This is a genomic window from Salinibacterium sp. NK8237, from assembly GCF_015864955.1.
In the GTDB taxonomy this organism is placed as follows: Bacteria; Actinomycetota; Actinomycetes; order Actinomycetales; family Microbacteriaceae; genus Rhodoglobus.
Map to the genome: position 1 here is coordinate 84924 of NZ_JADYWE010000003.1, position 26525 is coordinate 111448.

At 58.8% G+C, this 26525-nt stretch carries 19 protein-coding genes; 14 read left to right on the plus strand and 5 right to left on the minus strand.

Going from position 1 to position 26525, the window contains the following annotated elements; translation table 11 throughout:
• The first annotated feature begins 19 nt into the window (after positions 1-19).
• The 5 genes from I6E56_RS13960 to I6E56_RS13980 are packed head-to-tail and all read left to right on the plus strand — an operon-like array spanning position 20 to position 4064.
• Positions 20-919: a F0F1 ATP synthase subunit gamma gene (locus tag I6E56_RS13960; RefSeq protein ID WP_197139134.1), complete on the plus strand. Its 900-nt coding sequence runs from the start codon at positions 20-22 to the stop codon at positions 917-919.
• 20 nt (positions 920-939) lie between these two features.
• Entirely contained in the window at positions 940-2523 is a 1584-nt protein-coding gene (gene atpD, locus I6E56_RS13965; protein WP_231606733.1) for a F0F1 ATP synthase subunit beta, read from the plus strand.
• Between the two features lie 2 nt (positions 2524-2525).
• Positions 2526-2786, plus strand: a complete 261-nt coding sequence (locus I6E56_RS13970; RefSeq protein ID WP_197139135.1) for a F0F1 ATP synthase subunit epsilon — start codon at positions 2526-2528, stop codon at positions 2784-2786.
• Positions 2787-2796: 10 nt separating this feature from the next.
• On the plus strand, positions 2797-3318 hold the full coding sequence (locus I6E56_RS13975) for an ATP-binding protein (RefSeq protein ID WP_197139136.1): 522 nt from the start codon (positions 2797-2799) through the stop codon (positions 3316-3318).
• Positions 3315-4064, plus strand: a complete 750-nt coding sequence (locus tag I6E56_RS13980; protein ID WP_197139137.1) for a YaaA family protein — start codon at positions 3315-3317, stop codon at positions 4062-4064. Before I6E56_RS13975 ends, I6E56_RS13980 begins: the two co-directional genes overlap by 4 nt.
• A gap of 79 nt (positions 4065-4143) precedes the next feature.
• Here I6E56_RS13980 and I6E56_RS13985 read toward each other — a convergent pair whose 3' ends face one another.
• The 5 genes from I6E56_RS13985 to I6E56_RS14005 form a co-directional block, all read right to left on the minus strand.
• On the minus strand, positions 4144-4734 hold the full coding sequence (locus I6E56_RS13985) for a DNA-3-methyladenine glycosylase I (RefSeq protein ID WP_197139138.1): 591 nt from the start codon (positions 4732-4734) through the stop codon (positions 4144-4146).
• Positions 4731-5243, minus strand: a complete 513-nt coding sequence (locus tag I6E56_RS13990; protein WP_197139139.1) for a methylated-DNA--[protein]-cysteine S-methyltransferase — start codon at positions 5241-5243, stop codon at positions 4731-4733. The genes I6E56_RS13985 and I6E56_RS13990 overlap by 4 nt, the downstream gene beginning before the upstream one ends.
• Positions 5244-5334: 91 nt before the next feature.
• On the minus strand, positions 5335-6396 hold the full coding sequence (locus tag I6E56_RS13995; RefSeq protein WP_231606734.1) for a hypothetical protein: 1062 nt from the start codon (positions 6394-6396) through the stop codon (positions 5335-5337).
• 55 nt (positions 6397-6451) lie between these two features.
• Positions 6452-7834 carry an aspartate aminotransferase family protein gene (locus tag I6E56_RS14000; RefSeq protein ID WP_197139140.1) on the minus strand — a complete coding sequence of 461 codons (1383 nt, stop codon included), beginning with the start codon at positions 7832-7834 and terminating at the stop codon, positions 6452-6454.
• 33 nt (positions 7835-7867) lie between these two features.
• Complete coding sequence (locus I6E56_RS14005; RefSeq protein ID WP_197108937.1) at positions 7868-8350, minus strand: Lrp/AsnC family transcriptional regulator; 483 nt, start codon at positions 8348-8350, stop codon at positions 7868-7870.
• 122 nt (positions 8351-8472) lie between these two features.
• Between I6E56_RS14005 and I6E56_RS14010 the strand changes: the two genes are divergently transcribed.
• From I6E56_RS14010 to I6E56_RS14050, 9 genes are all read left to right on the plus strand, one after another.
• Complete coding sequence (locus tag I6E56_RS14010; protein WP_197139141.1) at positions 8473-9909, plus strand: aminobutyraldehyde dehydrogenase; 1437 nt, start codon at positions 8473-8475, stop codon at positions 9907-9909.
• A 43-nt stretch (positions 9910-9952) separates the two neighbouring features.
• Complete coding sequence (locus I6E56_RS15380; RefSeq protein ID WP_197139142.1) at positions 9953-10570, plus strand: FHA domain-containing protein; 618 nt, start codon at positions 9953-9955, stop codon at positions 10568-10570.
• A 19-nt stretch (positions 10571-10589) separates the two neighbouring features.
• Complete coding sequence (locus I6E56_RS14020; protein WP_197139143.1) at positions 10590-11420, plus strand: PP2C family serine/threonine-protein phosphatase; 831 nt, start codon at positions 10590-10592, stop codon at positions 11418-11420.
• A gap of 83 nt (positions 11421-11503) precedes the next feature.
• Positions 11504-12931, plus strand: coding sequence for a serine/threonine-protein kinase (locus tag I6E56_RS14025; RefSeq protein ID WP_197139144.1), 1428 nt, complete (start codon positions 11504-11506; stop codon positions 12929-12931).
• Between the two features lie 57 nt (positions 12932-12988).
• Positions 12989-18853, plus strand: coding sequence for an Ig-like domain-containing protein (locus I6E56_RS14030; protein ID WP_197139145.1), 5865 nt, complete (start codon positions 12989-12991; stop codon positions 18851-18853).
• Positions 18854-18862: 9 nt separating this feature from the next.
• Entirely contained in the window at positions 18863-19834 is a 972-nt protein-coding gene (locus I6E56_RS14035; RefSeq protein ID WP_197139146.1) for a MoxR family ATPase, read from the plus strand.
• Positions 19831-21261, plus strand: a complete 1431-nt coding sequence (locus tag I6E56_RS14040) for a DUF58 domain-containing protein (RefSeq protein ID WP_307842874.1) — start codon at positions 19831-19833, stop codon at positions 21259-21261. The genes I6E56_RS14035 and I6E56_RS14040 overlap by 4 nt, the downstream gene beginning before the upstream one ends.
• Positions 21258-23549 (plus strand): transglutaminase domain-containing protein, encoded by a 2292-nt coding sequence (locus I6E56_RS14045; protein WP_197139147.1) that lies wholly within the window; start codon positions 21258-21260, stop codon positions 23547-23549. Before I6E56_RS14040 ends, I6E56_RS14045 begins: the two co-directional genes overlap by 4 nt.
• 82 nt (positions 23550-23631) lie before the next feature.
• Positions 23632-26394: an FHA domain-containing protein gene (locus I6E56_RS14050; RefSeq protein ID WP_197139148.1), complete on the plus strand. Its 2763-nt coding sequence runs from the start codon at positions 23632-23634 to the stop codon at positions 26392-26394.
• Positions 26395-26525: the final 131 nt, after the last annotated feature.

The window sequence follows — 26525 nt, forward strand, 5'->3', positions numbered from 1 at the left end:
CATAGAAAGTTAGAAAGCCATGGGAGCGCAACTTCGGGTCTACCGGCAGAAAATTAGTTCTGCCAAGACGACCAAGAAGATCACACGCGCGATGGAGCTGATCTCCGCGTCGCGCATTCAAAAGGCGAAGCAGCGGGTTGCTGCATCGGGTCCGTACTCACGTGCGGTCACTCGCGCCGTCTCGGCGGTGGCGACTTTCTCGAATGTCGATCACGTGCTGACAACCGAACCCGAGACGATCGACCGCGCAGCGGTCGTCATCTTCTCGAGTGACCGCGGACTCGCGGGAGCGTTCAATACGAACGTTCTCCGCGAAGCTGGCGAACTCGCTGCTCGACTCGAAGCCGAAGGCAAAGAGGTTGTTTACTACCTCGTAGGGCGTAAGTCCGCCGCATACTTCGCTTTCCGCAAGCGCGATGCAGAGCAGATTTGGACTGGCGGCACGGACTCACCTGAGTTCGAAACCGCCAAAGAAATCGGTGACGCAGTCGTCAGCAAATTCTTGCAGCCGGCAAGCGAAGGCGGAGTGGACGAGATCCACATCGTGTACAACCGCTTAGTGAGCATGCTTCTGCAGGTTCCTGAGGTTGTTCGTCTTCTCCCACTTGAGATCGTTGAAGGTGTCGAGGCACCCGAAGAGTCGGAGATTCTCCCGCTCTATGAGTTCGAACCAGAGGTAGACAAGGTGCTAGACGCCTTGCTTCCTGTGTACATCGAGAGCCGTATCTTCAACGCCATGCTCCAGTCTGCCGCTGCAAAGCACGCCGCGACGCAGAAGGCAATGAAGTCTGCAAGCGACAACGCAGACAAGCTCATCAACGACTACACGCGCTTGGCTAACAACGCGCGTCAGTCGGAGATCACCCAGCAGATTTCCGAGATCGTGGGCGGCGCGGACGCCCTCAGCTCGGCTAAGTAAGAACCATAGATAGGGAAGCCATGACTGAAAAAGCCCCGGCCAAGAAGGCCCCCGCTGCAAAAGCAGCAACCACAAAAGCAGCAGCGACTAAGGCAGCAGCCGTAAAGGCCCCCGCCAAGAAGACGCCTGCAAAGAAGGCAGCTGCCAAGACGGTTCCTGCTGCGACTGTTGCCGGTATCGGCCGCATCTCGCGGGTAATCGGCCCAGTTGTAGACGTCGAGTTCCCGCATGATTCCATCCCCGGAATCTACAACGCGCTCAAGACCAACGTCACCATCGGCGGCGAGACAACCGAGATCACTCTCGAGGTTGCTCAGCACCTCGGTGACGACGTAGTTCGCGCCATCGCGCTCAAGCCGACTGACGGACTCGTCCGTGGTCAGGAAGTTCGCGACTCCGGCGAGCAGATCACCGTTCCCGTTGGTGACGTTACCAAGGGCAAGGTCTTCAACGTCACTGGTGACATCCTCAACGCGGATGAAGACGGCAAGGTCAACGGCGAGACCGTTGAGATTACCGAGCGCTGGCCCATTCACCGCAAGCCCCCGGCATTCGACCAGCTTGAGTCGAAGACGGAACTCTTCGAGACCGGTATCAAGGTCATCGACCTCCTCACGCCCTACGTACTCGGTGGAAAGATTGGTCTCTTCGGTGGTGCCGGTGTCGGTAAGACCGTTCTGATCCAGGAAATGATCCAGCGCGTTGCCTCCGACCACGGTGGTGTCTCGGTATTCGCCGGTGTCGGTGAGCGTACCCGTGAAGGTAACGACCTCATTGTTGAGATGGAAGAGGCTGGAGTCTTCGATAAGACCGCTCTAGTCTTCGGCCAGATGGATGAGCCGCCAGGAACGCGTCTTCGCGTTGCCCTCTCGGCCCTCACTATGGCTGAGTACTTCCGTGACGTTCAGAAGCAAGACGTGTTGCTCTTCATCGACAACATCTTCCGCTTCACGCAGGCCGGTGGTGAGGTTTCGACCCTCCTCGGTCGCATGCCTTCCGCTGTTGGTTACCAGCCGAACCTCGCCGACGAGATGGGTATCCTTCAGGAGCGCATCACCTCGACACGTGGTCACTCGATTACGTCACTGCAGGCAATTTACGTTCCTGCCGATGACTACACCGACCCGGCTCCGGCAACCACCTTCGCCCACCTCGACGCAACGACTGAGCTCAGCCGTGAAATCGCATCGAAGGGTCTGTACCCGGCCGTTGACCCGCTCACCTCGACGAGTCGTATCCTCGACCCCCGTTACCTAGGTGCCGACCACTACCGTGTCGCGACCAACGTGAAGCAGATTCTGCAGAAGAACAAGGAGCTCCAAGAGATCATCGCGATCCTCGGTGTTGACGAGCTCTCTGAAGAAGACAAGATCACCGTATCGCGCGCACGTCGCATCCAGCAGTTCCTTTCGCAGAACACCTACATGGCGAAGAAGTTCACCGGTGTTGAGGGTTCGACTGTTCCGCTCAAGGAGACCATCGAGTCGTTCGACGCGATCGTCAAGGGCGAGTTCGACCATGTTGCTGAGCAGGCGTTCTTCAACGTCGGTGGCATCAACGATGTCGAAGAACAGTGGGCCAAGATTCAGAAAGAGAACTCCTAACAATGGCAGTTCTGACAGTGAGCGTCGTCTCCGCCGACCAGGAAATCTGGTCGGGGGAGGCGAGCCAGCTCATCGCTCGCACCACCGAAGGTGAGATCGGTATCCTTCCCGGGCACGAACCGCTTCTTGCGATTCTGGCCAAGGGCGAGGTTCGTGTGACCACCGCAGATGGCAAGAATGTGACCGCTACGGCGGATAACGGCTTCCTCTCGGTTGAGCACAACACCGTAACAGTGGTGGCAAGCACCGCAGAACTGGTCTAGTTTACTTTTCATGCTTATAGCGATGGCCGGGTTGCCGGGCGCAGGAAAAACCACGATCGCTGAGGTCGTGGGCGCCCGGCGCAAGACCACAGTGCTCTCCGTCGATCAGATCGAAACAGCAATCCTCAGGGCTGGTATTAGCGCTGGGCAGCCAATTGGGCTTGCTGCGTACCTCGTGGCAGAAGCACTTGCAGAATCGGTCTTACTGAACGGCGATGACATCATTATTGATGCTGTCAACGCGGTGGCTCCGGCTCGTGAACAGTGGGTAAGTCTCGCTAAACGCACCGACTCCGGAATCCGGTTCATTGAAGTGGTTTGCTCCGATGAAGCAGTTCACCAAGAACGGCTCGTGGAGCGCGCTGCAAAGCGCGCTATGTTCGGGGCAGCTGAACGCGATGCGGTCGAGCAGAGCGTCGAAGAGTATTCCCCGTGGGGCGGCGTGAGCGGGGCTGTCGCCCGTATCACTCTCGATTCGGCCGGCCCCATTGGCGTGAACGTCGAACGGGCATCTGCGTTTCTTGACGCGTGATAATTCTTCTTCCACCCTCGGAAACTAAACGTGACGGGGGCGACGACAGCGCTGCGTTCGACTTTACGAAACTTTCGTTCCCGCAACTAGCTGGTGAGCGAAAAGCCGTCTGGAACGCCGTCATTCATTTGGCACGCGATCCCGAGGGCGCGCAGCGCGCATTGGGCATTAGTGCGAAGCAACTATTCGAGGTTGAACGCAATCGCACGCTCGCCGTCGCCCCGGTAGTGCCCGCCCTCCAGCGCTATACCGGAGTTCTTTTCGATGGCCTAGATGCCGCGTCGCTGTCTCCTGACGAATGGACTTTCGCGAAGAAGAGCGTGCTGGTGCACTCTGCACTCTTTGGGCCAATCGGCGCGGGCGATCCCATCCCGGCGTACCGACTTTCCCATAATTCCAAGGTGCCAGGTATTCCGTTGAAGCGGCACTGGCGTGCGCCAGTATCGGCAGCTTTGGCGTCGGTTGCAGGGCTACAGCTGGACTTGCGGTCGGAGGCGTACGCGCAACTGGGCGCTGCCGCTCCCCACAGCGTTTACCTGCGGGTGGTGACTGAAGGTGCTGACGGCAAACGGGTAGCGCTCAGCCATTTCAATAAAAAATCAAAAGGCCAATTCACGCGCGCTCTCATCAGCGCCGGAATTGACCATGAGTCTGCCGATTCACTCGTAGCTTGGGCGAATAGTGCGGGGTTCCGGCTTGAATCTGGCGCCGATGGCGAGCTGGACCTTGTCGTGAAGAACGCCTAGCCGTTCTCGCTACCGACCGTCATCGCGAACCAGAGCGTGGGGGAAAAGCGCGGTATTGATCGCCCTCATTGCAGTATGGCTATGCCACGCGCCAACAACCTTCGAGATGGTCATCAACCATGCCCGCTGACTGCATAAGCGCGTACATCGTTGTGGGGCCAACGAAACGATAGCCGCGTGCCTTGAGCGCTTTGCTCATAGCGGTTGATTCTTCGGTAATGGCCGGAACCTCGGCAAAAGAGTGCAGTCGTGTGGCGCGAGCGGGCGGCGCAAAGCTCCACAGGAGTGCATCGAGCGCACCCGGGTCATTCTGAGTTAGCTCGAGAGTCGCGCGTGCATTAGTGATTGCAGCTGAGACCTTGAGACGATTGCGGATGATGCGAGGGTCGGCGAGGAGCCGTGCCACCTCTTCGTCACCGTAGCGTGCGATTGCGGTTGCATCAAAGTTGTCGAAGGCATCCCGGATTCCTTCGCGTCGACGGAGGATCGTGATCCAGGACAACCCAGCTTGGAATGCTTCGAGCATGATCTTCTCAAACAGCCGGTGGTCGCCCCGCAGGGGGTTTCCCCACTCCTCATCGTGGTATTTGCGATACAACTCATCGTCGCCAACCCAGCTGCACCGTGCGCGACTATCGGGGCCGACAATCAGCGCTTCCCGCTCACTCACTTGTGGAGGATCCCCTCATGGTTGAGCAACCAGACCTTGGTGGGCACACCCTCGCCGCCGCTGTAGCCGGTAATGCGCTGGTTGGAAGCAAGCACCCGGTGACAGGGCACGATGATGGGGATCGGATTTGCGCCGACGGCACCGCCGACGGCTCTGCCAGCACTCGGGCGCCCTGTGGCGCGGCCAATGTCGGCGTACGACACAGCAGCGCCGAACGGGAGCTGGCCGAGTTCAAACCACACTGAACGTTGGAACTCCGTGCCCACGGTGGAAAGGGGCAACTCAAAAGAACGTCGGGTGCCAGCGAAATACTGCGCGAGTTGCGTAGAAGCGTTATCGAGAACGGCGCAGGAACGTTCATGCTGCTGATCGTGGGGGAGCACGCCTGAGCTTTCTATGGCGAGCCCTGTTACGTGCTCTCCATCACTGGTGAGCTCGATGCGGCCGATGGGAGACGGCACCCTGAGCAGGTACGCCACCTCTGTGGAGGGGGATGTGATCGTGTGCATGTCTCGAGCGTACGCTGCGGAGTTCCCGAGCTGCTGGCTATTTTCGGACATTGCAATTCGACCAAGTTCTGTGGCTTGTAGAGGAGAGGTCTTAGATGCCAGCGTCGTCGCGAGGCTCGATATTGATGCTCTGGTTGAGCTCGCTAATCGTCGAGTTGAGAGCCTCCAGCTGCTCCACGAGACCGTCATAGGTATCGACGTCTGCCTGGATCGAGTCATAGAGCGAGTTGAGTGAATCTTGCCGCTCGATCAGCGAGCTGCGTTCATTATTGGCGCTCACCTGCAAGTCGCGTGTGTTGAAATCGCCGCGATCTGCTCGAAAATTGAAACTATCGATATCTTCGTTGAGGGCGTCGTAGCCGCTGTTGTAACTCGCGTACGCGTCGTCGATGCTTTCGCGAAGGGTATCGAGCTGATCCACGAGCTTCGCGCTCGCTTCCAATTGCTCGGTAAACACAGCGTTCGACTTTTCGTGAAGAGCTACAACCGTTGCGCGGTCAGTGAAGTACTCCGCATAGTGTGCCTCGAGCTCAGGGCTGAGATCGGCGAACTCGGTACCGACGATCGAATGCAATTCGTTTGCGCGTTCGCCTGGCTCGGTTTTCGCGTAGAACTCAAGGGTCGTAGCGAACTCGGGGTCGTCTTTCATGGTCTCAGCTTCTGCTTCGAGCAGAGGGGTCAAGCGATCCTGTTCCGCGCTCGAGAGGCGATCCCACGCAGCGTGCAGCATTTCGTGGGCAGCTACGACCTCTTCGATGCCGGCGAGACGTTCATCCGTAACGTCGTAGAGGAAGATAGATTTGCTGCTCGGAAAGTAGCAACCGAGCACGCCGAAGTTCTCTTCCACGTTGGAGCAGGTGCTATTAAACAGGGGGTTTGTCTGGATCGTGGGCTGACTTGCGTAAAACAAGAACTCGCCCTCTTCAGACATTCCCGCCGACGCTACATAGGCTTGGACGCTCGCCGAAGGCTCAAAATCCCACACAGCGAACTGATCTGAAATGCGCTGCTGGTTCGTAAGGGCCCAGACGCCGCCCCCGATGACCGCAAGATTGAGCGCAACAGCAAGCACGATCGCGATGACCCGCGCAACAGTAATGCGGGTATCGCTATCGTGCGGTCGCTGCTGGAGCGAATTATCCTCAATACTCACGAAAAGAACACTATCCGAGCCGTGGGGTCAGAGGGAGGGGCGAACGCGGTGAGTTCTAGAGACGGCTCCATGCTTCGGTCAGAACCGAACGCAGTATGGATTCTATCTCGTCAAATTCAGCCGGACCGATCGTAAGGGGCGGTGCCAGCTGAATCACAGGATCGCCACGGTCATCCGCGCGGCAGTACAAGCCGGCTTCGTAGAGCGCCTTCGACAAGAACCCGCGGAGCAGGCGCTCGGATTCGTCCTCGTTGAAGGTCTCTTTTGTCGCCTTATCTTTCACAAGCTCGATGCCAAAGAAGTATCCATCGCCACGCACATCGCCGACGATAGGAAGGTCGAGCAGGCGCTCAAGGGCAGCCCGGAACTTCGGCGAGTTCTCGCGAACGTGCTCGTTGATCTTCTCTTCTTCGAAAATGTCGAGGTTCTCCAAGGCAACCGCAGCGGAAACCGGATGTCCGCCGAAGGTGTACCCGTGGTAGAACGTCGTGGCGCCGTGCTTGAAGGGCTCGTAGATGCGGTCAGACACGATTGTGGCGCCGATGGGCGAGTAGCCACTCGTCATTCCCTTGGCACACGTGATCATGTCGGGAACGTAGTCGTAGGCGTCGCACGCGAACATGTGGCCAAGGCGACCGAAGGCACAAATGACTTCGTCGCTGACCAGCAGTACGTCGTATTCGTCACAGATCTCGCGAACACGTTGGAAATAGCCGGGGGGAGGCGGGAAGCATCCACCCGAGTTTTGCACGGGCTCGAGGAATACGGCTGCAACAGTCTCAGGGCCTTCGAAGAGAATCATTTCCTCGATGCGGTTGGCCGCCCACAGTCCGAATTCTTCTTCGGTGCCGTGGAAGCCCATTTCTTCGGCGCGGTAGTAGTTAGTGTTTGGCACGCGGAAGCCGCCAGGTACCAAGGGCTCAAACATTTCCTTCATGCCGGGGATGCCCGTAATGGCGAGAGCGCCCTGCGGGGTGCCGTGGTAAGCAACGGCACGAGAGATTACCTTGTGCTTGGTGTGACGGCCCTGCAGCTTCCAGTACTGCTTAGCCAGCTTGAATGCAGTCTCAACGGCTTCGCCACCGCCAGTGGAGAAAAACACGCGGTTGAGGTCGCCGGGCGCGTAACCAGCCAGACGATCTGCCAACTCGATGGCGTTGGGGTGCGCGTAGGACCAGATCGGGAAGAACGCGAGCTCTTCGGCTTGCTTGGCGGCAACCTCGGCGAGGCGCTTGCGGCCGTGGCCAGCATTGACCACGAAAAGTCCGCTCAAGCCGTCGAAGTACTTGTTGCCTTTGCTGTCATAAATGTGGTGGCCTTCGCCGCGCACGATGATGGGAACCCCGGCACCGTCTTCCATCACCGATTGGCGAGAGAAGTGCATCCACAGGTGGTCTTTGGCTTTTTGTTGAAGATCGGCTTCGTCGTACTCTGACATGGCTGACGCTTTCTTGAGGGGTTGGGGGAACGCTTAGCGCGTTCCCCAGTTGTAGAACTGCTTGTGGAGGCGCAGATAGACGAAGGTTTCCGTCGAACGCACGCCGTCGATTCCGCGGATGTCGCGGTTAAGAAGGTCGATAAGGTCGTCGTCGTTTTCGCAGACCACTTCGGCGAGGATGTCGAAGCTGCCAGCGGTGAGAACGACGTAGTCGACAGCGGGCAACTTTCCAATCGTTTCGGCGACGACGGTTGTGTCTCCCGAGACTTGGATGCCGATCATGGCTTGACGAAAGAAGCCAAGCTGCATGGGGTCGGTAACCGCGACGACCTGCATGACGCCGGAGTCTGTCAGCTTCTGCACGCGCTGACGAACGGCGGCTTCACTGAGGCCAACTGCCTTACCGATCTCAGCGTAGGAGCGTCGGCCATCGTTCTGAAGCTGCTCGATGATGGCCTTTGAAACGTCGTCAAGATGCACAGGCTTGTTTGCGGAACTACGCGACGGGGTGGTCATGCCTCGATTTTGTCAGTTCAAACCCGCTTCTGCAAGCGATTCCGAATCAAAATAGTGATTTTGCTGCGGAAACCGTCAGTCTGCGGGTAGATTCCGGAGGACACCCTCGCTATCGTTGACGCATGAGCGCTTCAGAAATCAAGAACTTCATCAACGGCGAGTATGTAGCCGCGCGCACCGAGTCCAGTTTCGACGTGATCGACCCCGCGACTGAGCACCGCTACGCGGAGTCGCCTGTTTCGTCAGCGGCCGACGTCGACGCTGCCTACGCTGCCGCATCCACCGCTTTTGAGACCTGGGGCGAAACCACCCCATCGGAGCGCCAACTCGCCCTGTTCCGCATCGCCGATGCCATGGAAGCACGCGCCGACGAATTTGCCGACCTTGAATCGAAAGACACCGGAAAGCCTCGCGCCAGTCTTGTCGCGGACGAGATCATGCTCTCCGTTGACCAGATCCGATTCTTTGCGGGAGAGTCTCGACACCTCTCGGGTATGGCCTCCGCCGAGTATATGAAGGACCACACGTCATCGATTCGTCGCGAGCCGATCGGTGTAATTGGTCAAGTAGCGCCGTGGAACTACCCACTCAACATGGCCGTCTGGAAAGTTGCCCCGGCAATCGCCGCCGGCAACACGACGGTGCTGAAGCCCAGCGACACGACTCCCTCGGCCACCCTGCTGTTCGCCGAGGTCGCCTCCGAGTTCCTGCCAGCCGGCGTCTTCAACGTTCTGACGGGCGACCGGACCACTGGCGGTCTCATGATCGACCACAAGACGCCACAGATGGTCTCGATTACGGGATCGGTGCGGGCGGGAATGGAAGTTGCTAAGGCCGCATCCGTTGATCTCAAGCGTGTGCACTTGGAACTGGGCGGCAAGGCTCCGGTCATTGTCTTTGACGATGCCGACATCGAGTCCGCCGTTGCCGGAATTGGGGCCGCAGGCTATTTCAACGCGGGCCAAGACTGCACCGCGGCCACCCGAGTGATCGTGCACGAGCAGGTACATGACGAATTCGTGGCAGCCCTCGTAGCCTGGACGCGTGACAACGCGACAACGGGTGCACCAAACGAAGACGTCTATTTCGGTGCTGTCAACAACGCGAACCAGCTCGCTCAAGTGTCACGCGTGATCGAGGAGTTGCCCTCGCACGCTCACGTCGAGCTCGGCGGCACGCGCCAAGGCAGCCAGGGCTACTTCTATGAAGCCACGATCGTTTCTGGGCTGCAGCAACACGACTCCGCCGTGCAGAATGAAATCTTCGGCCCCGTCATCACCGTCCAGAAATTCACGGATGAGAACCAAGCGCTGGAGTGGGCCAACGACGTCAACTACGGATTGGCTTCGAGCGTGTGGACACGTGACCACGGTCGTGCCATGCGTTTCGCGAAGCACCTCGATTTCGGATGTGTGTGGATCAACACCCACATTCCCATCGTTGCGGAGATGCCACACGGTGGTTTCAAACACTCCGGCTATGGCAAAGATCTGTCGAGTTACGGCTTCGAGGACTACACGCGTATCAAACACGTGATGAGTTTTATCGGACAAGCGTGACGGGCTCCCACGGGAAATCGTCAAGCGTGTCTAAGATTGCGGCGTGAGGCATGATTTTGACGACACGATAACGGCGAGCCAACGGCCCACCGTTTGGTCGAGCGTTCCCGATCTGGATGACACCGTCATCATCAGTTCTCGCCGTCGACTAGCCACCGTGCAGCCATATGAGCGTCCGGAGGCGGCACAAGCAAAGCAGGCGTCGCCGACCACCGCTCAGGAGGCAGCGCGACTACGAGCGCGCGCGGCCGCCCAAGTGAAGCCTCCCCAGCAGGCTGCAGCTCCGCCCGCATCCGAATCCTCAGCGCTGTACTACCGGGTGCAGCTCGACGGAACAGGGCAGGCGCATTCGCTGGAGCACGCATGCGTGTTTGGTCGTGATCCGCGGCCACCGCGCATTGTTAAAGGTGTGGGGCCTCGCCTTGTCGCGGTGCAGTCGCCGCTCCGTGAGGTCTCAGAAACGCACGTCGAAGTGCGACAATTGGGGGCTTCGGTGATCGTGACTGATCTCCGATCAACGAACGGGTCACTCGTTCAAGTGCCAGGAAATGCTGCACGAAAACTCCGTCAGGGTGAGTCGGTAGTCGTTACGACCGGCACGCTAGTGGATATTGGTGACGGAAACATCATTCGGATTCTGCCTCGGCGGCGTCTGGAGTAAAACGGGCAGGAAGGTAGCCGTGACCGAAATCGGCGGCAACAACCCGGGGCACACCATCGCCCTACCGGGGCGAGAACAGCAAACATTCACGTTTGCGTGGGCTGCGGGAACTCATACTGGCCATCGTCGCGCCGCAAACGAGGACAGCTACGTCGCGCGTTCTCCCATGTTTGCTGTGGCTGATGGAATGGGCGGTCACTCCGCTGGCGATCTGGCTAGTGCTGCCGTCGTCGAACGGCTGGACGACGCTATTACCGGAGACTTTTTGCCCGCCCGCGCGGTTGAGCGCGCGCTCGAGCGGGCAACGGACTATATCGGACTGATTTCCCAAGACAGCGAGCTGGGCGTCGGCACCACCGTGACCGGAGTTGTGATTACCGAACACCATGAGACGGCGAGCTTTGCTGTGTTCAACGTGGGCGACAGTCGCGTATACAACTACGACGGGGGCGAACTGGTACAGGTCACACGAGACCACTCCGTTGTTCAAGATCTTGTGGATGCCGGGGTAATTTCACGTGAGGAAGCGGAGGATCATCCTGACGCCAACATCATCACTCGCGCAGTGGGGTTCAACGCGACGACTTCTCCCGACTTTTGGATGCTGCCGATTCGGCAGGGTCAGCGGCTCTTGATCTGCTCTGATGGTCTCACTCGGGAGGTCTCGGATGCAGAGATTGCGCGGATATTTGCGAAGCATGATTTGGCTGATGCAACCGTGGCGGAACTCATCGATTCGGCGCTCGCGAGCGGCGGTCGTGACAATATCACTGCAATTATCATCGATGTGTTAGAAGTACCTACAACCGCGGACCAATCGAGTCCTCCATACTGGGGACAGACAATCTGACCCCAGACAAGGGGCAGAAACCGAATTTTGAGTGGTTTACTCACTTAGAATGATCGAACTCGACGACTTGTAAGGGGTGTTCTGTGGCTCGAAGACTGCCCTCAGATCCGCCTGCCCTGCCCGGGTTCTCGCATGTTCACGTTTTGGGTTCCGGTGGTTTCGCCGACGTGTTCTTATATGAGCAGAATATGCCGCGTCGACAAGTCGCCGTCAAGGTTATGCTCAGCGAAGTCGTCAACGATCAAGTGCGCCTTATGTTTCAAGCTGAAGCGAACCTTATGGCGCAGCTCAGTTCGCACCCCTCGATCCTCACGGTGTATCAAGCCAGTGTCTCTTCTGACGGTCGCCCCTATCTGGTAATGGAACTCTGTTCATCGACCCTTAGTCAGCGGTATCGGGTCGAACGTCTTCCTGTTCCCGAAGTTTTGCGTATTGCGATCAAGATCGGCAGCGCTATAGAGACGGCTCACCGCTCGGGGGTCTTGCACCGAGATATCAAGCCGTCAAACATCCTGACGACTGCCTATGGGCACGCCGTGTTGTCTGACTTCGGCATCGCCGCAACGCTGAGCGAGTCCGAAAACCTTGAAGCCGTGGGCATGTCGATCCCGTGGTCGGCGCCTGAAGTCCTGATGGACGAAACGGCTGGCACGATTGAGTCCGAACTGTGGTCGTACGCTGCGACCGTGTACTCGCTGCTGGCCGGGCGCTCACCCTTTGAAATACCGGGGGAGTCGAATAAATCGACCGACCTAATTTCGCGGATCAACCGCGCCAAGCCACGGGCAACCGGTCGTAGCGATGTCCCCGAAAGTCTTGAGCGTGCGCTCAATCGCGCCATGTCACGCAAGCCTGAAGCTCGTCAGGGAAGCGTGCTCGAACTCGTGCACGAGTTGCAGGCGGTTGAGTCGGAGCTTGGGCTCTCTCAGACCCCTATCGAAGTAGCGATGGATGACTGGGCGCTCGCGACCGTGGCTGAACTTGAGGACCGCACGCGAGTTCGCCCCGGCCAAGCGGCCACGATGACATCATCACAACGACGTAAACGCCGGCGCCCTGCGGCTGTCGAAGATAGTTTCGGCTCATTTGAGAGCGACGCGGCTGAAGGCAAAATGTCTCGTCGAAAGACCGGGATGAGTCCGATTCCGCGTACCCGTGGCATGCAAACTGTTGCGTGGATTGGTGTTGCCGTTGCGGCTCTTGTCGTGGTGCTCGGGGCCACCGTGACTCTTGTCGGTTTGCAGTCTGGCTCCAGCGATATTCCGACGGTGAGTGACATCAGCGCTAGCGTTTCCACTGACGTCGTTGAGTTTTCTTGGGTCGATCCGGGCCTTGAAACAGGCGACTGGTACCAAATCACAACAACAGACAACCAGCCTCCTGTGCAGCAGCGCGAACCAAGTTTTGTCGTCGATGCCGAGTCCGGCGAGAACGTCTGCATATCTGTCACGGTTACACGGGACGGCAAATCAGGTGTCGCGAGTGCGCAGAAGTGTGCGGTGTTGCCGTGATGATGGGTAGCTGTGGTTAAGGGCTGGGGTAGGGCCCGCCGTTCAACAGTGATCGGCGTGGTGAGTGTCTCTGCGATTGTGGCGCTCGTGGCCACGGTCGCAATCGTGTCGACCGGCTATACCGCGCAAGAAGTTGACTTGGCTGATGGTGCCGTGTGGGTAGCGAATAATCAAGAACAGGCGATCGGGCGCGCGAGCACGGAAGTGCTCGAGATCAACTCCGTCGTAAGCGCTCAGAGCGCTGATCTTGAAGTCGTTCAACATGGCGATAGCGTCTTGCTATTTGACCGATCGGAAAGCGCGATCGATGTTGTCGATCCTGCGCTGTCAGAAATTGATGAGAGCGTTGCGCTTCCGCCCAACCAGCCCGAGGTTTATTTCGCCGGCGACAACGTTGTCGTGCTGGAGCATGGAACAGGAGAACTCTGGATTAGGTCCTATGAGGACTTTCTTAATTTTGATGCGGAATCCCCAGCATCGCTGAGCCTTGGTGCTGACGCGATTGTGAGCGTTGATGACGACGGCTTGCTCTACGCGTTCTCGCCTTCGACGAGTCAGCTTTTTCGAGTAAACGCTGCAATTTCCGACGTCGCCGAATCGAGTGTGACTCTCGAGCTTGACCCGACGGCGGAACTCAGCATCACCTCAGTGGCCGGTGAGTGGGCGGTACTCGATTCAGATGCCGAGTTGCTCTACATGGACGGTCGCACAGTCGACCTCACTGGGCTCGTCGACGACGGAAACGGCACTGTCGTACAGCTTCCCTCCGTCGACGGTGAGCGCGTTCTCGTTGGGTACAGTCAGGGAGTAATCAGCGTTCCTCTCAGTGGTGCTGCGGCCGTAGGGCTCGCGACGGGACAGTCCGGTGTCGCGGCCGCTCCGTTGCGTCTGGGGGAGTGCGAATTCGCTGCGTGGTCCAGCGGGGAGAATTGGCGTCGTTGTCCCACTGACCCCGGCGAGGGCATCATGCTGCAACTCAGCGAAATGGATGCCAACGCGCAGCTCTCCTACGCAGTGAATGGTTCACGAGCCGTGCTCAATGACCGGCTTTCAGGCCGAACGTGGGCGGTGCAAGAAGCCGGAGAGTTGATCGATAACTGGAACCAGCTGATCACGGCTGACGACGAAGAGCCTGAGGTTGAGCAGAACCTTCTCGACGTCGAGCCTGAGGTTGATAGCGTTCAGCAGCCGCCCGTGGCGGTAGATGACACCTTTGGTGCCCGGCCAGGACGAGCCACCGTGCTCCCCATTTTGCTCAACGATTACGATCCGAATGGCGACGTGTTGGTCGTCGAAGAACTCCCGACAATCAATCCCAACTTCGGGCGAATCGATCGCATCAACGAGCGCCAACAGATTCAAATCACGCTCGAAGCGGGCGCAAGCGGTCAAGTCAGCTTCGATTACACCGTTAGCGACGGTCGCGGAGGAACCGCTAGCGCGACCGTGACGGTAGAGATTCGGGAAGACTCAGAGAATTCGCCGCCGGAGCAAGTGCGGTCTACCGACCTCACCGTGCAGTCAGGTGGCCGAGTAACGAACCAGATCTTGGGTGATTGGGTCGATCCTGACGGTGATCCCTTCTATTTGACGAGTGCCTCCGTAGCTGCGCCCGACGTCGTTAGCTATAAGCCGGGGGGAGACCTCATCTTCTCTGACTCCGGTGCTGGCGGAGAGCTCAAGGTCGTCACCCTCGTAGTCTCGGATGGCACAAGCGAAAGCTCCGGCGGTGTCTCCGTCTCGGTGAAAGCCGCTGGCGAAGTGCCCATTGAAGCCGATCCCTTCGTGGTGCTCGCCTACGCGGGCAAAGAGATTACCGTTTCGCCGCTCAGCCATGTGCGTGGCGGCAACGGCAACATCCGACTCAATAGTGTCCCGGCGAAGACTGGCGCTCAAATACTGCCGAGCTATGAAACGGGAACTTTCCGGTTCGAGAGCGACGAGATTCGCAGCCACAATCTTGAGTACGTCGTGACCGATGGCAACCTCACGTACACCGCGACCGTGCGTATTGACGTCGTGTCTCCGCCCGACGCCAACACGACGCCCATTACGGTTCCCAAGACAGTTTTCGTTCAAACTCTTCAGAACGAACGAATCGATGTTGCCGGAACAGATGTCGATCCGGCCGGTGGGGTGCTTCTCGTCACTGAGATCATGAATCTTTCCGCTGGTTCCGGGGTGCGCGCAGAAATCCTCGAGCAGCGCCTGGTTCGAGTGAGCCTAGAGGCCCCGCTCGACGATGGGCCAGTCAGTTTCAATTACCGCATTAGCAACGGACTCGCGGATGCCGTAGGCGTTATCACTGTCGTTGAGATAGCGGCGCCATCGCAGCTGCAGGCGCCGATCGCCAACGACGATTCCGTGACAGTGCGCGTGGGACAAGCGGTCGATATTGTCGTTCTTGCGAACGACGAACACCCTGATGGGCTTGAGCTGACCCTTGTGCCGAAGCTCGCACAAGACCTCCCTGATGACTCAGGATTGCTGTTCGCCTCCGGTGACGTACTGCGCTACCTCGCCCCGGATCGCACGGGAAACTTCACAGCCGCATACCAAGTCGCTGGCCCAGATGGACAGTCCGCGACTGCGATCGTGCGCATTGCCGTGCGAGAGCTAGACGCATCCAGCAACAACGCGCCGGTTCCACCAACTGTCACCGCTCGAGTGCTCGCTGGAGATACCGTACGCGTACAAATTCCGCTGACATCGGCGGACCCTGACGGGGACTCCGTTCAGTTGCTCGGTCAAGCAACGAACCCAAGCAAGGGCGCAGTCCTTGAAGTCGATTCCAATACCTTTGTGTACCAAGCGGGAGAGTATTCCGCGGGAACGGACACCTTCAGCTACACCCTCATCGATTCGCTCGGTGCCCGTGCAAACGGAGAGATCAACATCGGGATTAGTCCGCGCCTCGATGGTGCGCGCAACCCGGTCGCGATCATCGATGAAGTAACGGTGAAGCCGGGCATCACGGTGTCAGTGCAGGTGCTCGCCAACGATTCTGATCCTGACGGCAGTACGCTTTCGGTGGTTTCTGTGGAACCCAATGACGCCGTTACCGTCGCCGAGATAGTCGGCGACGTCGTAAACGTTACCCCTCCGACGGAGCCTGGAGATTATGGAATCATCTACGCGATCGAAAACGAGACGGGCGGCTCGAGCCAGAACTTCATCCGTGTCACCGTGGACCCGGATGCCAGTCCGGCCTACCCGATAGCGACCGATAGCGTCCTAACTCTTTCTGATGTGCTTGACCGTAACCGTGTGACGGTGGACGTTCTCTCCGGAGTATTTTTTGCAGATGGTGACCCGGGAACTCTCGATCTCACTATCTACCCCGGATTCGGCGACGCGGCCAGAGTCACCTCCGATAAGCAGATCGAAGTGTCCGTGGGAGACGACGGACAAATCATCCCGTTCCGCGTTACCAATCCTTCCGATCCCACGGTATTCAGCTACGCGTTCATCAACGTTCCTGGATACGACGATGCGCTGCCGCAGCTTGATCGCCGTGCTCCAAAACTCAGTATCAACAGTGAGAGCACGCTCGTTATCGACCTCAACGACTACATCATTGCGGTCGGCGAGAAGTCAGTGCGCCTCACGGACTCGAGTACGGTGTTAGCCACCCACAGCGATGGTTCCGACCTCGTGCGCGACGAAGACACGCTCGTCTTCACGTCGGCAGAAAAGTACTTCGGGCCGGCATCCATTTCGTTTGAAGTCACCGACGGCAGCTCGGCCTCTGATCCTGAGGGCCGCACAGCAATTTTGGTGCTGCCTATCGATGTACTCCCTCGCGACAACCAAGCTCCTGTTTTTGGCGGCGCTGTGATTGAGTTCGAGCCCGGTCAGGAGAAAGAAATTGATCTCCTCAAACTCACGACGTATCCGTACCCCGACGACCTCGACGAGCTCGCGTACTCGATCCTGAGCCCCTTGCCTGAAGGCTTTACCTACTCGCTTGATGGCACATTGTTGACGCTTCGTGCCAACAGCAGTGCGGTGAAGGGTACGCTCACCTCAATTTCTCTAGGGGTTCGCGATGATCTGTCGGAGGGCAAATCAGGTCGCATCGAACTCAATGTTGTGCCGTCAACGCGCCCGCTTGCGAGCGCAGCCGCTGACATCGCGATCGCCCAACGTGGCGAAACGACCGTAGTCGACGTGCTTGCCAACGATGCCTCAACTAACCCGTTCCCCGGTTCGCCGTTGCGCGTGGTCGACATTCGTGGCCTCGGGGGAGGGTCCATCCCCGCAGGGCTCTCGATCGTACCCAGCAGCGACAACAGCACCATCACGGTCACTGTCTCCGATAGCGCGGTGCCCGGCGACGTGAACCTGCAATATCGGGTTGCGGATGCAACGAATGACGAGACGCGGTACGTCTGGGGCACGGTGTTGATCTCGGTGCAAGATGTGCCCGATGCGATTTCGACCCTTGGGCCAAGCGGTTTTAGTGACAAAACCATCATGATGCGGTGGAACGCGGGTCCGGCAAACAACTCGGCCATAACCTCGTACCGGGTGACGACTAAATCTGACGGAGTGCTCGTCAACACCACCGAGTGTGCCGGAACAACGTGCGCTATTCCGACGACGGGCAACGGGCCAACGAATTCCGTGAAGGTCACCGTCGTCGCGGTTAACGCGATCGGAGAGTCGGATCCGGTAACGCTCGCAGACTCTGTGTGGTCGGACATCATTCCTGCAGCGCCAACAACGTTGAGTTCCTCTCCTTTGGATCACGGTCTGCGATTGACGTGGAATGCGGTGCCGACCCCGGCTGGTGGTTCGGCAGTTGACCGCTACCGCATCGCTGTCGGTGGCTTCGAAACCACACTTGGTCTTGCCCAGTGCGACACCACGACGTGCACTTGGGAAACACCGGCAACATGGGTCCTCGATAACGGCGTAGCAGTCACGTACACGGTGAGTCCGCGTAACGCGGCCTACACAGCGCTGTCGGTGTGGAACACCAGTGAGCCGCGCAGCGCCGTGCCGGCGGGACCGCCGATCGCGCTGTCCGCCCCAGTCGCCACAGTTGTGAACGACACCACTGCGAATTTGTCATGGGCGGGTGCATTCAATTCAAACGGACGCCCTGTAACGACCTACACAGCCGCTGCATTCACCGGAACGCAACCGACTTGTTCTCCGGACGGTTCGATTACTGGCAACGGGGCGAAGCTGTCGGCAGTTGGCACCAGTACCTCGGCGACGTTTAACGGGCTATCGCCCAACCGCACTTACACGATGTTGGTGTTCGCGAGCAACGGCCAGGGATGCACCTCCTCGCCGACAGTCATCGCACACACTCCACCGGCAGTAGTGACGAGCCTCAGCACAGCGGGCCCCATCGCCAATGGCAACAACTTTGATTTCACGGTCACTGGCGGAATGGCGGGGACCGACTCACTCAATAGCGACTACACGCTCTACTACCGCCTCAGTGGCGGCACTGTTCCAGGAACCATCTTCGGCCCCGTAGCTCTCGGGTCGTTCCTGACGGCTGACGGTGGGCAACAGTATGGTCAGGATATTTCAGTAGAGGTGAGAGCGTGCCGAAGTTACGGATCAGGCCCGATTTGTCAGCCTCAATGGTCGGCTCCCTTCGAGCTAGGCACGCCAGTGAACCCGTCGGTGGGGGGACTGACTTTCACCTCTGACAATGATCTATTGAATGACAGCGGAACATTCGAGTGGCTCGACTGGCCAACCGGAAACTACGAGGCAGTGCGCTACCGGTGTGGTGGAGTGACTTTGGGTCCTTGGCAGACAGCAGACGTCACCACCCCTGGAGACAGCTGCCACGCTGATGTTGCGCTTCTCCTAGGAACACCGACGCTTCTCGTGCGTGTGATTGCTAATGGCGGTCAGGTGTACGACAGAACTTATAACGGATACGACTATGACTAGAGGTGCGCTATGACGATGACTCCCGACGAAGCCGCATGGTTCGCAGAAAGCTTCAACCGACTTGTCACGAACGTCGAGCAAGTGCTGCTCGGAAAGACGTTTGTGGTGCGCCTCGGATTCACCGCCCTACTGAGCGAAGGTCATCTCCTCCTCGAGGACTACCCCGGCACAGGAAAGACGTCGTTTGCGCGCGCTATCGCACAAAGCGTCTCGGGCACAACGAACCGCATCCAGTTCACCCCCGACTTACTGCCGGGAGACATTACTGGTGTCAGCATTTTCGATCAGCGCGACAACGAATTCGAGTTCCATGCTGGACCGATCTTTTCCAACATTGTGCTGGCCGATGAAATCAACCGGGCAAGCCCCAAGACTCAAGCTGCACTGCTTGAAGTCATGGAGGAGGGCCAAGTTACCGTCGATGGCGTCACGCATCCTGTTGGTGCTCCATTTATGGTTATCGCTACTCAGAACCCCATCGAGCAGGCCGGAACCTATCGTCTACCGGAAGCCCAGTTGGACCGCTTCCTGATGAAAGCGTCGATCGGTTATCCCGACCGCGCGTCAACGTTGCGAATTCTTGACGGAGCTGGCGTTGCCGCCCACTCAACCACTATTGAGCCGGTTGTTAGCGCTGAGCTTGTAGTCGAGATGGCGCAGTTGGCACGTACCGTGCACGTAGATCCCACGATCAACGACTATGTCAGCCGCCTCGTCGAGGCGACCCGTGGCGCCGCGGAAGTCCGCCTCGGCGTGAGCGTGCGTGGTGCGCTGGCATTGGTTCGTTCGGCGAAGACTCTCGCGGCATCGCACGGTCGCCACTACGTGGTTCCGGATGACGTCAAGGCTCTTGCCGAATCAGTGCTTGCTCATCGTCTCGTGATCGATGCCGAAGCCGAGTTTGAGGGAGTGACCGCCTCGAGCGTGATTGCTCAGATCCTCATCGAAAACCCGCCGCCCACAGAACGGCAAGCCGTGTGAGTTCACTTCTCAACCGCTCGGCGAAAGGGCAGCCACAACACACCGCGGCGGAACATTCGGGTCCGAGCGGCAATAAGTCGCGCTCAGATTCAGACTTCCCCACCGCTATTCGGGGCCTCGACAACGCACGAACACGGATTGTCGGCTACCGCACGGGGTTTCTTGCTGATCTGATTGTTGCCACAGTGCGGTTCTCGGTGATCGCCCGAGAGATGCTGTCCCGCTACGCGAAGCGCGTTACAGCCGTAGTGACCCCGCTTGGCTGGGTCGTGCTCCTGCTTGCGCCCACAACACTGATTGTGGGCTACACAATTGCGTGGCAAGAACTAGTCGTTGTGGGGTTCGCCCTTGCTGCGATCGCCTTCATGGCCGCTATTTACCTCTTTGGTCGCAGCCAGCTAACAATCAGTTTGCATGTTGGCCACCATCGCGTCGTTGTCGGAGAAAGTGCAAGCGGCGAGGTACAGGGAGTGAATGAGGGCAAAAGTCGAAGTCTGGGCGTAGTGGCTGAGATTCCGATTGCTGCAAGCTACGCGGAGGCAGTGCTGCCGAGTTTGCGTCCAGGCGGCTCAGCGACGCACGAGTTTCTCATTCCCACTCAACGACGGGGCGTCATCTCAGTGGGGCCCGTGCGCACGGTGCGTGCCGACCCTGTGGGTTTGGTGCGTCGCGAGTTGGTATGGACCGAATCTTCCGAGGTTTTCGTACACCCGCGCACGATCAGTATTCCCAGTGTGAGCACAGGCCTCATCCGCGACTTGGAAGGCAACCCCACCAAAGATCTCGCGAATAACGACATCTCTTTTCACGCCCTGCGTGAGTACGTGCGCGGTGACGAGCGACGCAACATCCACTGGAAGACGACTGCGCGCACCGGCCGCTACATGGTGCGCCAGTTTGAAGAAACTCGACGGAGCCATCTTGTAATCGCGCTGAGTCTGGCTGCCGCAGATTATGAGAACGATTATGAGTTCGAGATGGCTGTCAGCGTTGCCGGTTCACTCGGCGCACAGGCAATCCGTGATGCCCGCACGGTCACAGTGGTTGCGAGCGAGCAAACGCCTCAGTTCGCCAAGCGCAAGGTTTTTGCAGTGCGGGCTCTCTCCACCCTCACGGGAGTACGCCTGCTGGATGACCTTACGAGAGTCCAGCGTGCTGAGACCGCATTGCGCCTCATCGACGTTGCCAGAGTGACCTCGGATCAAACCAACGGGGTGTCCGTCGCGTTCCTGATTTGCGGATCGACCGTCACCTCCCAGCAACTTCGCGCGGCCTCGACGAAGTTCGCAGCGAATGTTGAAGTTGTCGCGATTGTCTGTGATCCCGAAGCTGTTCCGGGTCTTCGACGAGTCTCCGGGCTCAGCGTTCTCACTATCGGGTACCTCGAAGAGCTCAAAAGGGCACTCTCGAGATCGGTGGCAGTATGACCACACGAGTCACTCCATCATTCGTTGTTGTTTCCGGGGCGCTGCTCTGGCTCGCTATTGCCCTCGCTTCTGCAGCGCTGTGGCCGATCTATCGCACTCAAGATCTCACTGTCTTGATTGCCGTCGGGGTACTCGCTGGCTCTGTGGTCGCACTTCTTTCTCTGTGGCGTCGACTGTCGTTCTTGACCACGACGGTGGTTGCGGTGCTCATTTTTCTCGCCATCGGCGTGCCCTTGGCTGTTCCGTCCGAGACCCAGTGGGGGATCGTTCCCACTCTCAATGGCCTCAGGGATCTCGTTTTCGGCGTTGCGCTCGGGTGGAAGCAGCTACTGACCATCTCGCTGCCAGTCGGAAATTATCAGGCGCTTCTTGTTCCCGCTCTTGTCTTAGTTTTTTTCGGCACCGTTATTTCGCTGAGCGTAGTTTTCCGCACTAAACTCGTAGAACTTTCTGTGGTTCCGCCGATCGTAATCTTCGTAATGGCGATCGCGTTTGGCCCGACCTATCCTGACCAACCCGTTGCGCTCGCGCTCGCGCTCTTGATTGTGATCGCGCTTGCAATGGTGTGGTTCCGCTGGCGTCGTCGTCGTGACACGGTCAACGCTCTTGAAGCAGCGAAGGAAGCGCCCGGAAGTACGAGACGCAAGCGCGAGTTCGGATTTGCTGGCGTCCGCACGATGATTAGTGCTCTCGTCATCCTCGCGATCGCATCGGCGTTCGCACTCGTGGCCGTCGACGTCGCGCCAGCCACCAATAACCGTTCTGTGCTGAGAACAGCAATCGTGGAACCATTCGACCCGCGCGACTACGTGAGTCCTCTTTCTGGTTTTCGTCGTTATTGGCAGCCCAGCAGTGCAAATTCAGTGCTATTCGATGTATCTGGGGTTCCGTTGGGCACCCGAGTGAGACTTGCGACACTCGATAGCTACAGCGGCGTCGTCTATGCGGTCGGCAGTGACCGGGTGTCGAGCGCGTCTGGCTCCTTCTCGCGCGTGCCATCCCGTTTTGATCAGTCGGATGTCGAGGGCGATCAGGTTGAGCTGACGATCACTATCGAGGGGTATGAGGGTGTCTGGCTGCCGACAGTTGGCTTGTTTGAACAAGTAGATTTTTCGGGCGCGAACGAAGCTGACCTTCGCGATTCGTTCTACTACAACGAAGTTTCTGGAACGGCGGCCGTTGTCGGAGGTCTTGAGAGCGGCGATAGTTACACGTTCGAAGGCGTTGTGCCGCTGCAACCAAGTGCCGACGAAATCAGCGCTCTCACACCAGGCCTTGCCGAAGTTCCCGCTGTGCGGGAGTCGCCAGAAGAACTCACCGAACGGCTTGACCAGTATGTTCGCGGCGTAACCACACCAGGGGAGCGCCTCGCTGCCATGCTGGAGGGTCTTGCAACTGATGGGTACATCAGTCACGGTGTCGGAGTGGATGAACCCACAAGCCGCTCCGGCCATTCTGCCGATCGCATTGCCGAACTCTTTACCTCCCCGCGCATGATCGGCGACGGTGAACAGTATGCGGTTGCCGCGTCGATAATGGCGAACGAGTTGGGATTCCCGACTCGCGTTGTTCTCGGCTTCGTCACATCTGACCCTCAAGTTCGAGGCGATGACGTCTCCGCTTGGATCGAAGTGAATACCGCTGAGTATGGCTGGGTCACCATCGACCCCAACCCACCGCTCCGAGAGATCCCAGAGGAGGATCCCGACGACATCGCACAGGTTGCGCGGCCCCAAACTGTGGTCCAGCCGCCTGAAATCGAGTCTGATACGACGAACCGTCAGTCGAACCCGGACAGCGAACAAGCGTTGCAGCCCGACCTCGATCCTGTACTCCAGGCTGTTCTCGCCGTATTGCGGGTTACAGGATGGTCGTTGCTAGCGCTGCTGGTAGCGGCCGCACCCTTCCTGTTGATTGTTTTGGCCAAGGCACGACGCCGTCAGCTTCGCAAACGTGCTGAGTCGACGGTGGAACAGATCAGCGGCGGGTGGCAGGAATTCGAGGATTCCCTCATTGATCATGGCTACTCGCCACCGCTTTCTGGAACCCGGACAGAGGTTGCTGCTGTGATGGCGACACCGGATGCTCGCGAACTCGCCGAGCATGCTGATCGCGCTATTTTCTCCGGGGCTGAACCGGAAACTGCCGAAGCTGATGCGTTCTGGACGAACGTGACAGAAATGGAATCTCAACTCAATACTGGACTGTCGCGCTGGGCGCGGTTCAAGACCAAAATATCACTGCGATCGCTCGGTGGTTATAGTGTCACAAGTCTGTTTAAGCGATAAAGGACTACCCGTGAATTGCTCTTTCTGTGCGACGCAACTGCCCGCCGATGCCGTCTACTGTGCTGAGTGTGGGCGGCCTGCGATGTCTCGTCGCGCCCGCAGGGGCGCTGTCGGGGCAGATGCATCCACTGCCGCTGTCGACGCGCCTGCACGTTCGGATAATGCCAAGGACGAGGCACCAGATCATTTGCGTCGGCGCCGCAACCGGGGAGCTGCCCCCACGGCCAGCGCTCCTGTGCCCAGCACTTCTGTGCCCAGCACTCCTGTGCCCATCGCTGAGGCAGCACCAGAAGCACCCTCAGAACCGAATGTTGCCGAACACAGCACACAGCTGCCGTCATCACTTCGCGACGCTCTCGTGTCAGAAGTTGACGCGCTTGCGGATGACGCTCCCACGTTGCGGCTGGGAGATCCGCTGGTGCTGACTGCTGCGGCTGACGTTGTGCGCACCGATGCCCCGGTCTCTCTTGCCTCTCAACCGTCGCTGGCTGCTCCCGATGCGGGCGTGACTGATACCGAAGTTTCGGCTGATGCTGCTTCGGTGAGTACCGATGATGATGTCGAGCAGGAACTACCGCTCGACGAAGACGGCCCCTACGACGAGGTGCTTCCATTCGATGAAGACGGCCCGTACGACGAGGTCGCCAATCCCGCGTTGCTCACATTTGATCAGAACATTGTGGTCGACAGCGTTGTGGAGAGCGCTGCCGATGGCATTGCGCATTCCCTGCCGGATCTATCGCCGGTAACGCCAGCAGAAAACTGGCACGAGACACCAGCACCTGCACCGGCAGTGGATGAGTTCGCTGCGACCGCGGACATCGCCGAAGTTATCGCGCCTGAACTGGTTGAGGCAGAACGGGTCGAGCCGGAACAGGTCGAGCCGGAATTGGCCGAGCCGGAAGTGGTGGAGCCTGAACAGGTCGTGCCGGAATTGGCCGAGCCGGAAGTGGTGGAGCCTGAACAGGTCGAGCCTGATGAGCCCGTGCTCGGGAGCAATGCAGAAGAACGAGACGGTGACGTGGATGCGCACAGTGCCGAGCCCGAGGACGACGCACAATTCGACGCGGACGTCGCTGTGGAATTCCATCCCGTCGAGGAAGCTAATAAGCCAGCAACATCCGAGATCGCCAGTGATGTGTTAACTGAGCCTGAGCTGGCCTCTGACCCAGCGCCTGCACCAGCAGCTGAGTCTGGAGCCGAGCCGGAGCCCGAAGCAGACTCCGCGGACGAGAGCGAGCCGGAAACGGAATCAGCCCCGGACGCTGAGCCAGCCATTGAAACCCTGATCGAACCAGGACAATTGGACGTGCCCGAGAGCGCTGACGCTGACGTTGAGCCGGAGCCGGCCCCAGAACCTCGGCCAGAACCTCACCCAGCGCCTGAGCCTGAGCCAGAACCAGAACCAGAACCAGAACCAGAACCAGAACCAGAACCAGAACCAGAACCACAGCCAGAGCCTGAGCCGAACCCAGAGCCGGAACCTGAACCAGAGCCGCTCGTGGAGCCAGCGCCGTTATCACGGTCTGCCTTCGAGCCAGACATGAGCAAAGTTGGTCGTCCCGACGTCGTGGAATCGCATTCAGTTCACTCTCGAGTGAAGCCGGTGCGTCCGCTGGGCGAAGAACCTCTATTTACGACGGCAGACCGCTTGCGAGCATCAGCCTTCGCGCCTCTGGCTTCGGAGCGAGTGGATGACCAGCCAGCTCCTACCGCGGTCGCTGGCAAGGAAGAGTCCGTAGAAGCAGCGACAGCAACGGGCCCCAGCTCATCCGATGGTCGCGGAACGCAACCGCGTGCTGAGGTTATTGAAGCGGTTGCTAGTGCCACGGCCGAGCCGCTGGCTGACTCCGCACAGCCCTCTGTCGAGACATGCCAACAATGCGGCACCGTTCTGGCGGAATCTGACATTTTCTGTGGCTCCTGCGGATTCGTGCGACACGGCGTCGGCCCCGGCGCCCGAGCTGAAGCGCGCGCCGCATCTCCGGTTCCGCTCGAACCAGCCAGAGTCGACGTCGTCGAATCTGCCGAGACTGGAGAGACCAACCGCTCTGAGAACGCAGACGGGGAGGTATCCATCGCGTCAATCCCCGCACCGAATCTGGATGTCAGTTTTGCCACCGACGCACTCGCGGAGCCGAGCCCAGTGACCGAATCTGCATCAGCAGCCGCCGTAGAGCCCGAAGTCGAAGAACAGTTCGCGGCCGACACACCTTCCCTAGCGGGGGAGTCTGGAATTGATTACGAAATGGAACCCAGTTCGGTGCCCGACTCCGAGCAACCGCCAACCTTCGCGGTCGTTGCGGATGCCGCTGGAGCCACAGACCTCGAGCCTGAAGAATCGCACGAAGTCGCTGACGCTCACTCGACGGGCTCGAAACCCTTCTCAGTTCTTGCGCCGCCGCCGAAGTCGCACCAGCGGGTTGAGCTTCCGATTTCGCCACCGCTCCCACTGGCCTCGCTCGGAGCTGACGATGAAGACGTCGAAGACACGCGAATAGTTGAGCGAAGCGTCGCTGGCACTCGGTTTGTGCTGCAATTTAGTACGGGCGACAGCGTCATCGTTACTGGAACCGGTCTCGTCGGCCGCAATCCGATCCCGGAGCCTTCCGAGAAATTCGACATCGTGGTGCCGATCACGGACCCCAGCAAATCGGTGTCCAAGACTCATCTCGAGTTTGGTCAGATGAGCGGGGTGTTCTGGATTAGTGACCGGTATTCCGGAAACGGATCGATCGTGAGGGAGCCAGGCGCCGAACCGAAGCGCTGCGAGCCCGGAAAGCGATATCGGGTCGTTCGCGGAACCCGAGTGGAAATTGGGGAGCAGTTTTTCATCGTTAGCTAGGGCTAACGGATTGATCTCGCTGGGATCTACCGCAGACTCAACTGTCCCTGCACAGCGCTACGTCGAGCAGCACCCTCCACGGAGGTAGCTGTACGCGACTTCGCGCGAGCATGGCCTGCTGAAGTAGGCAC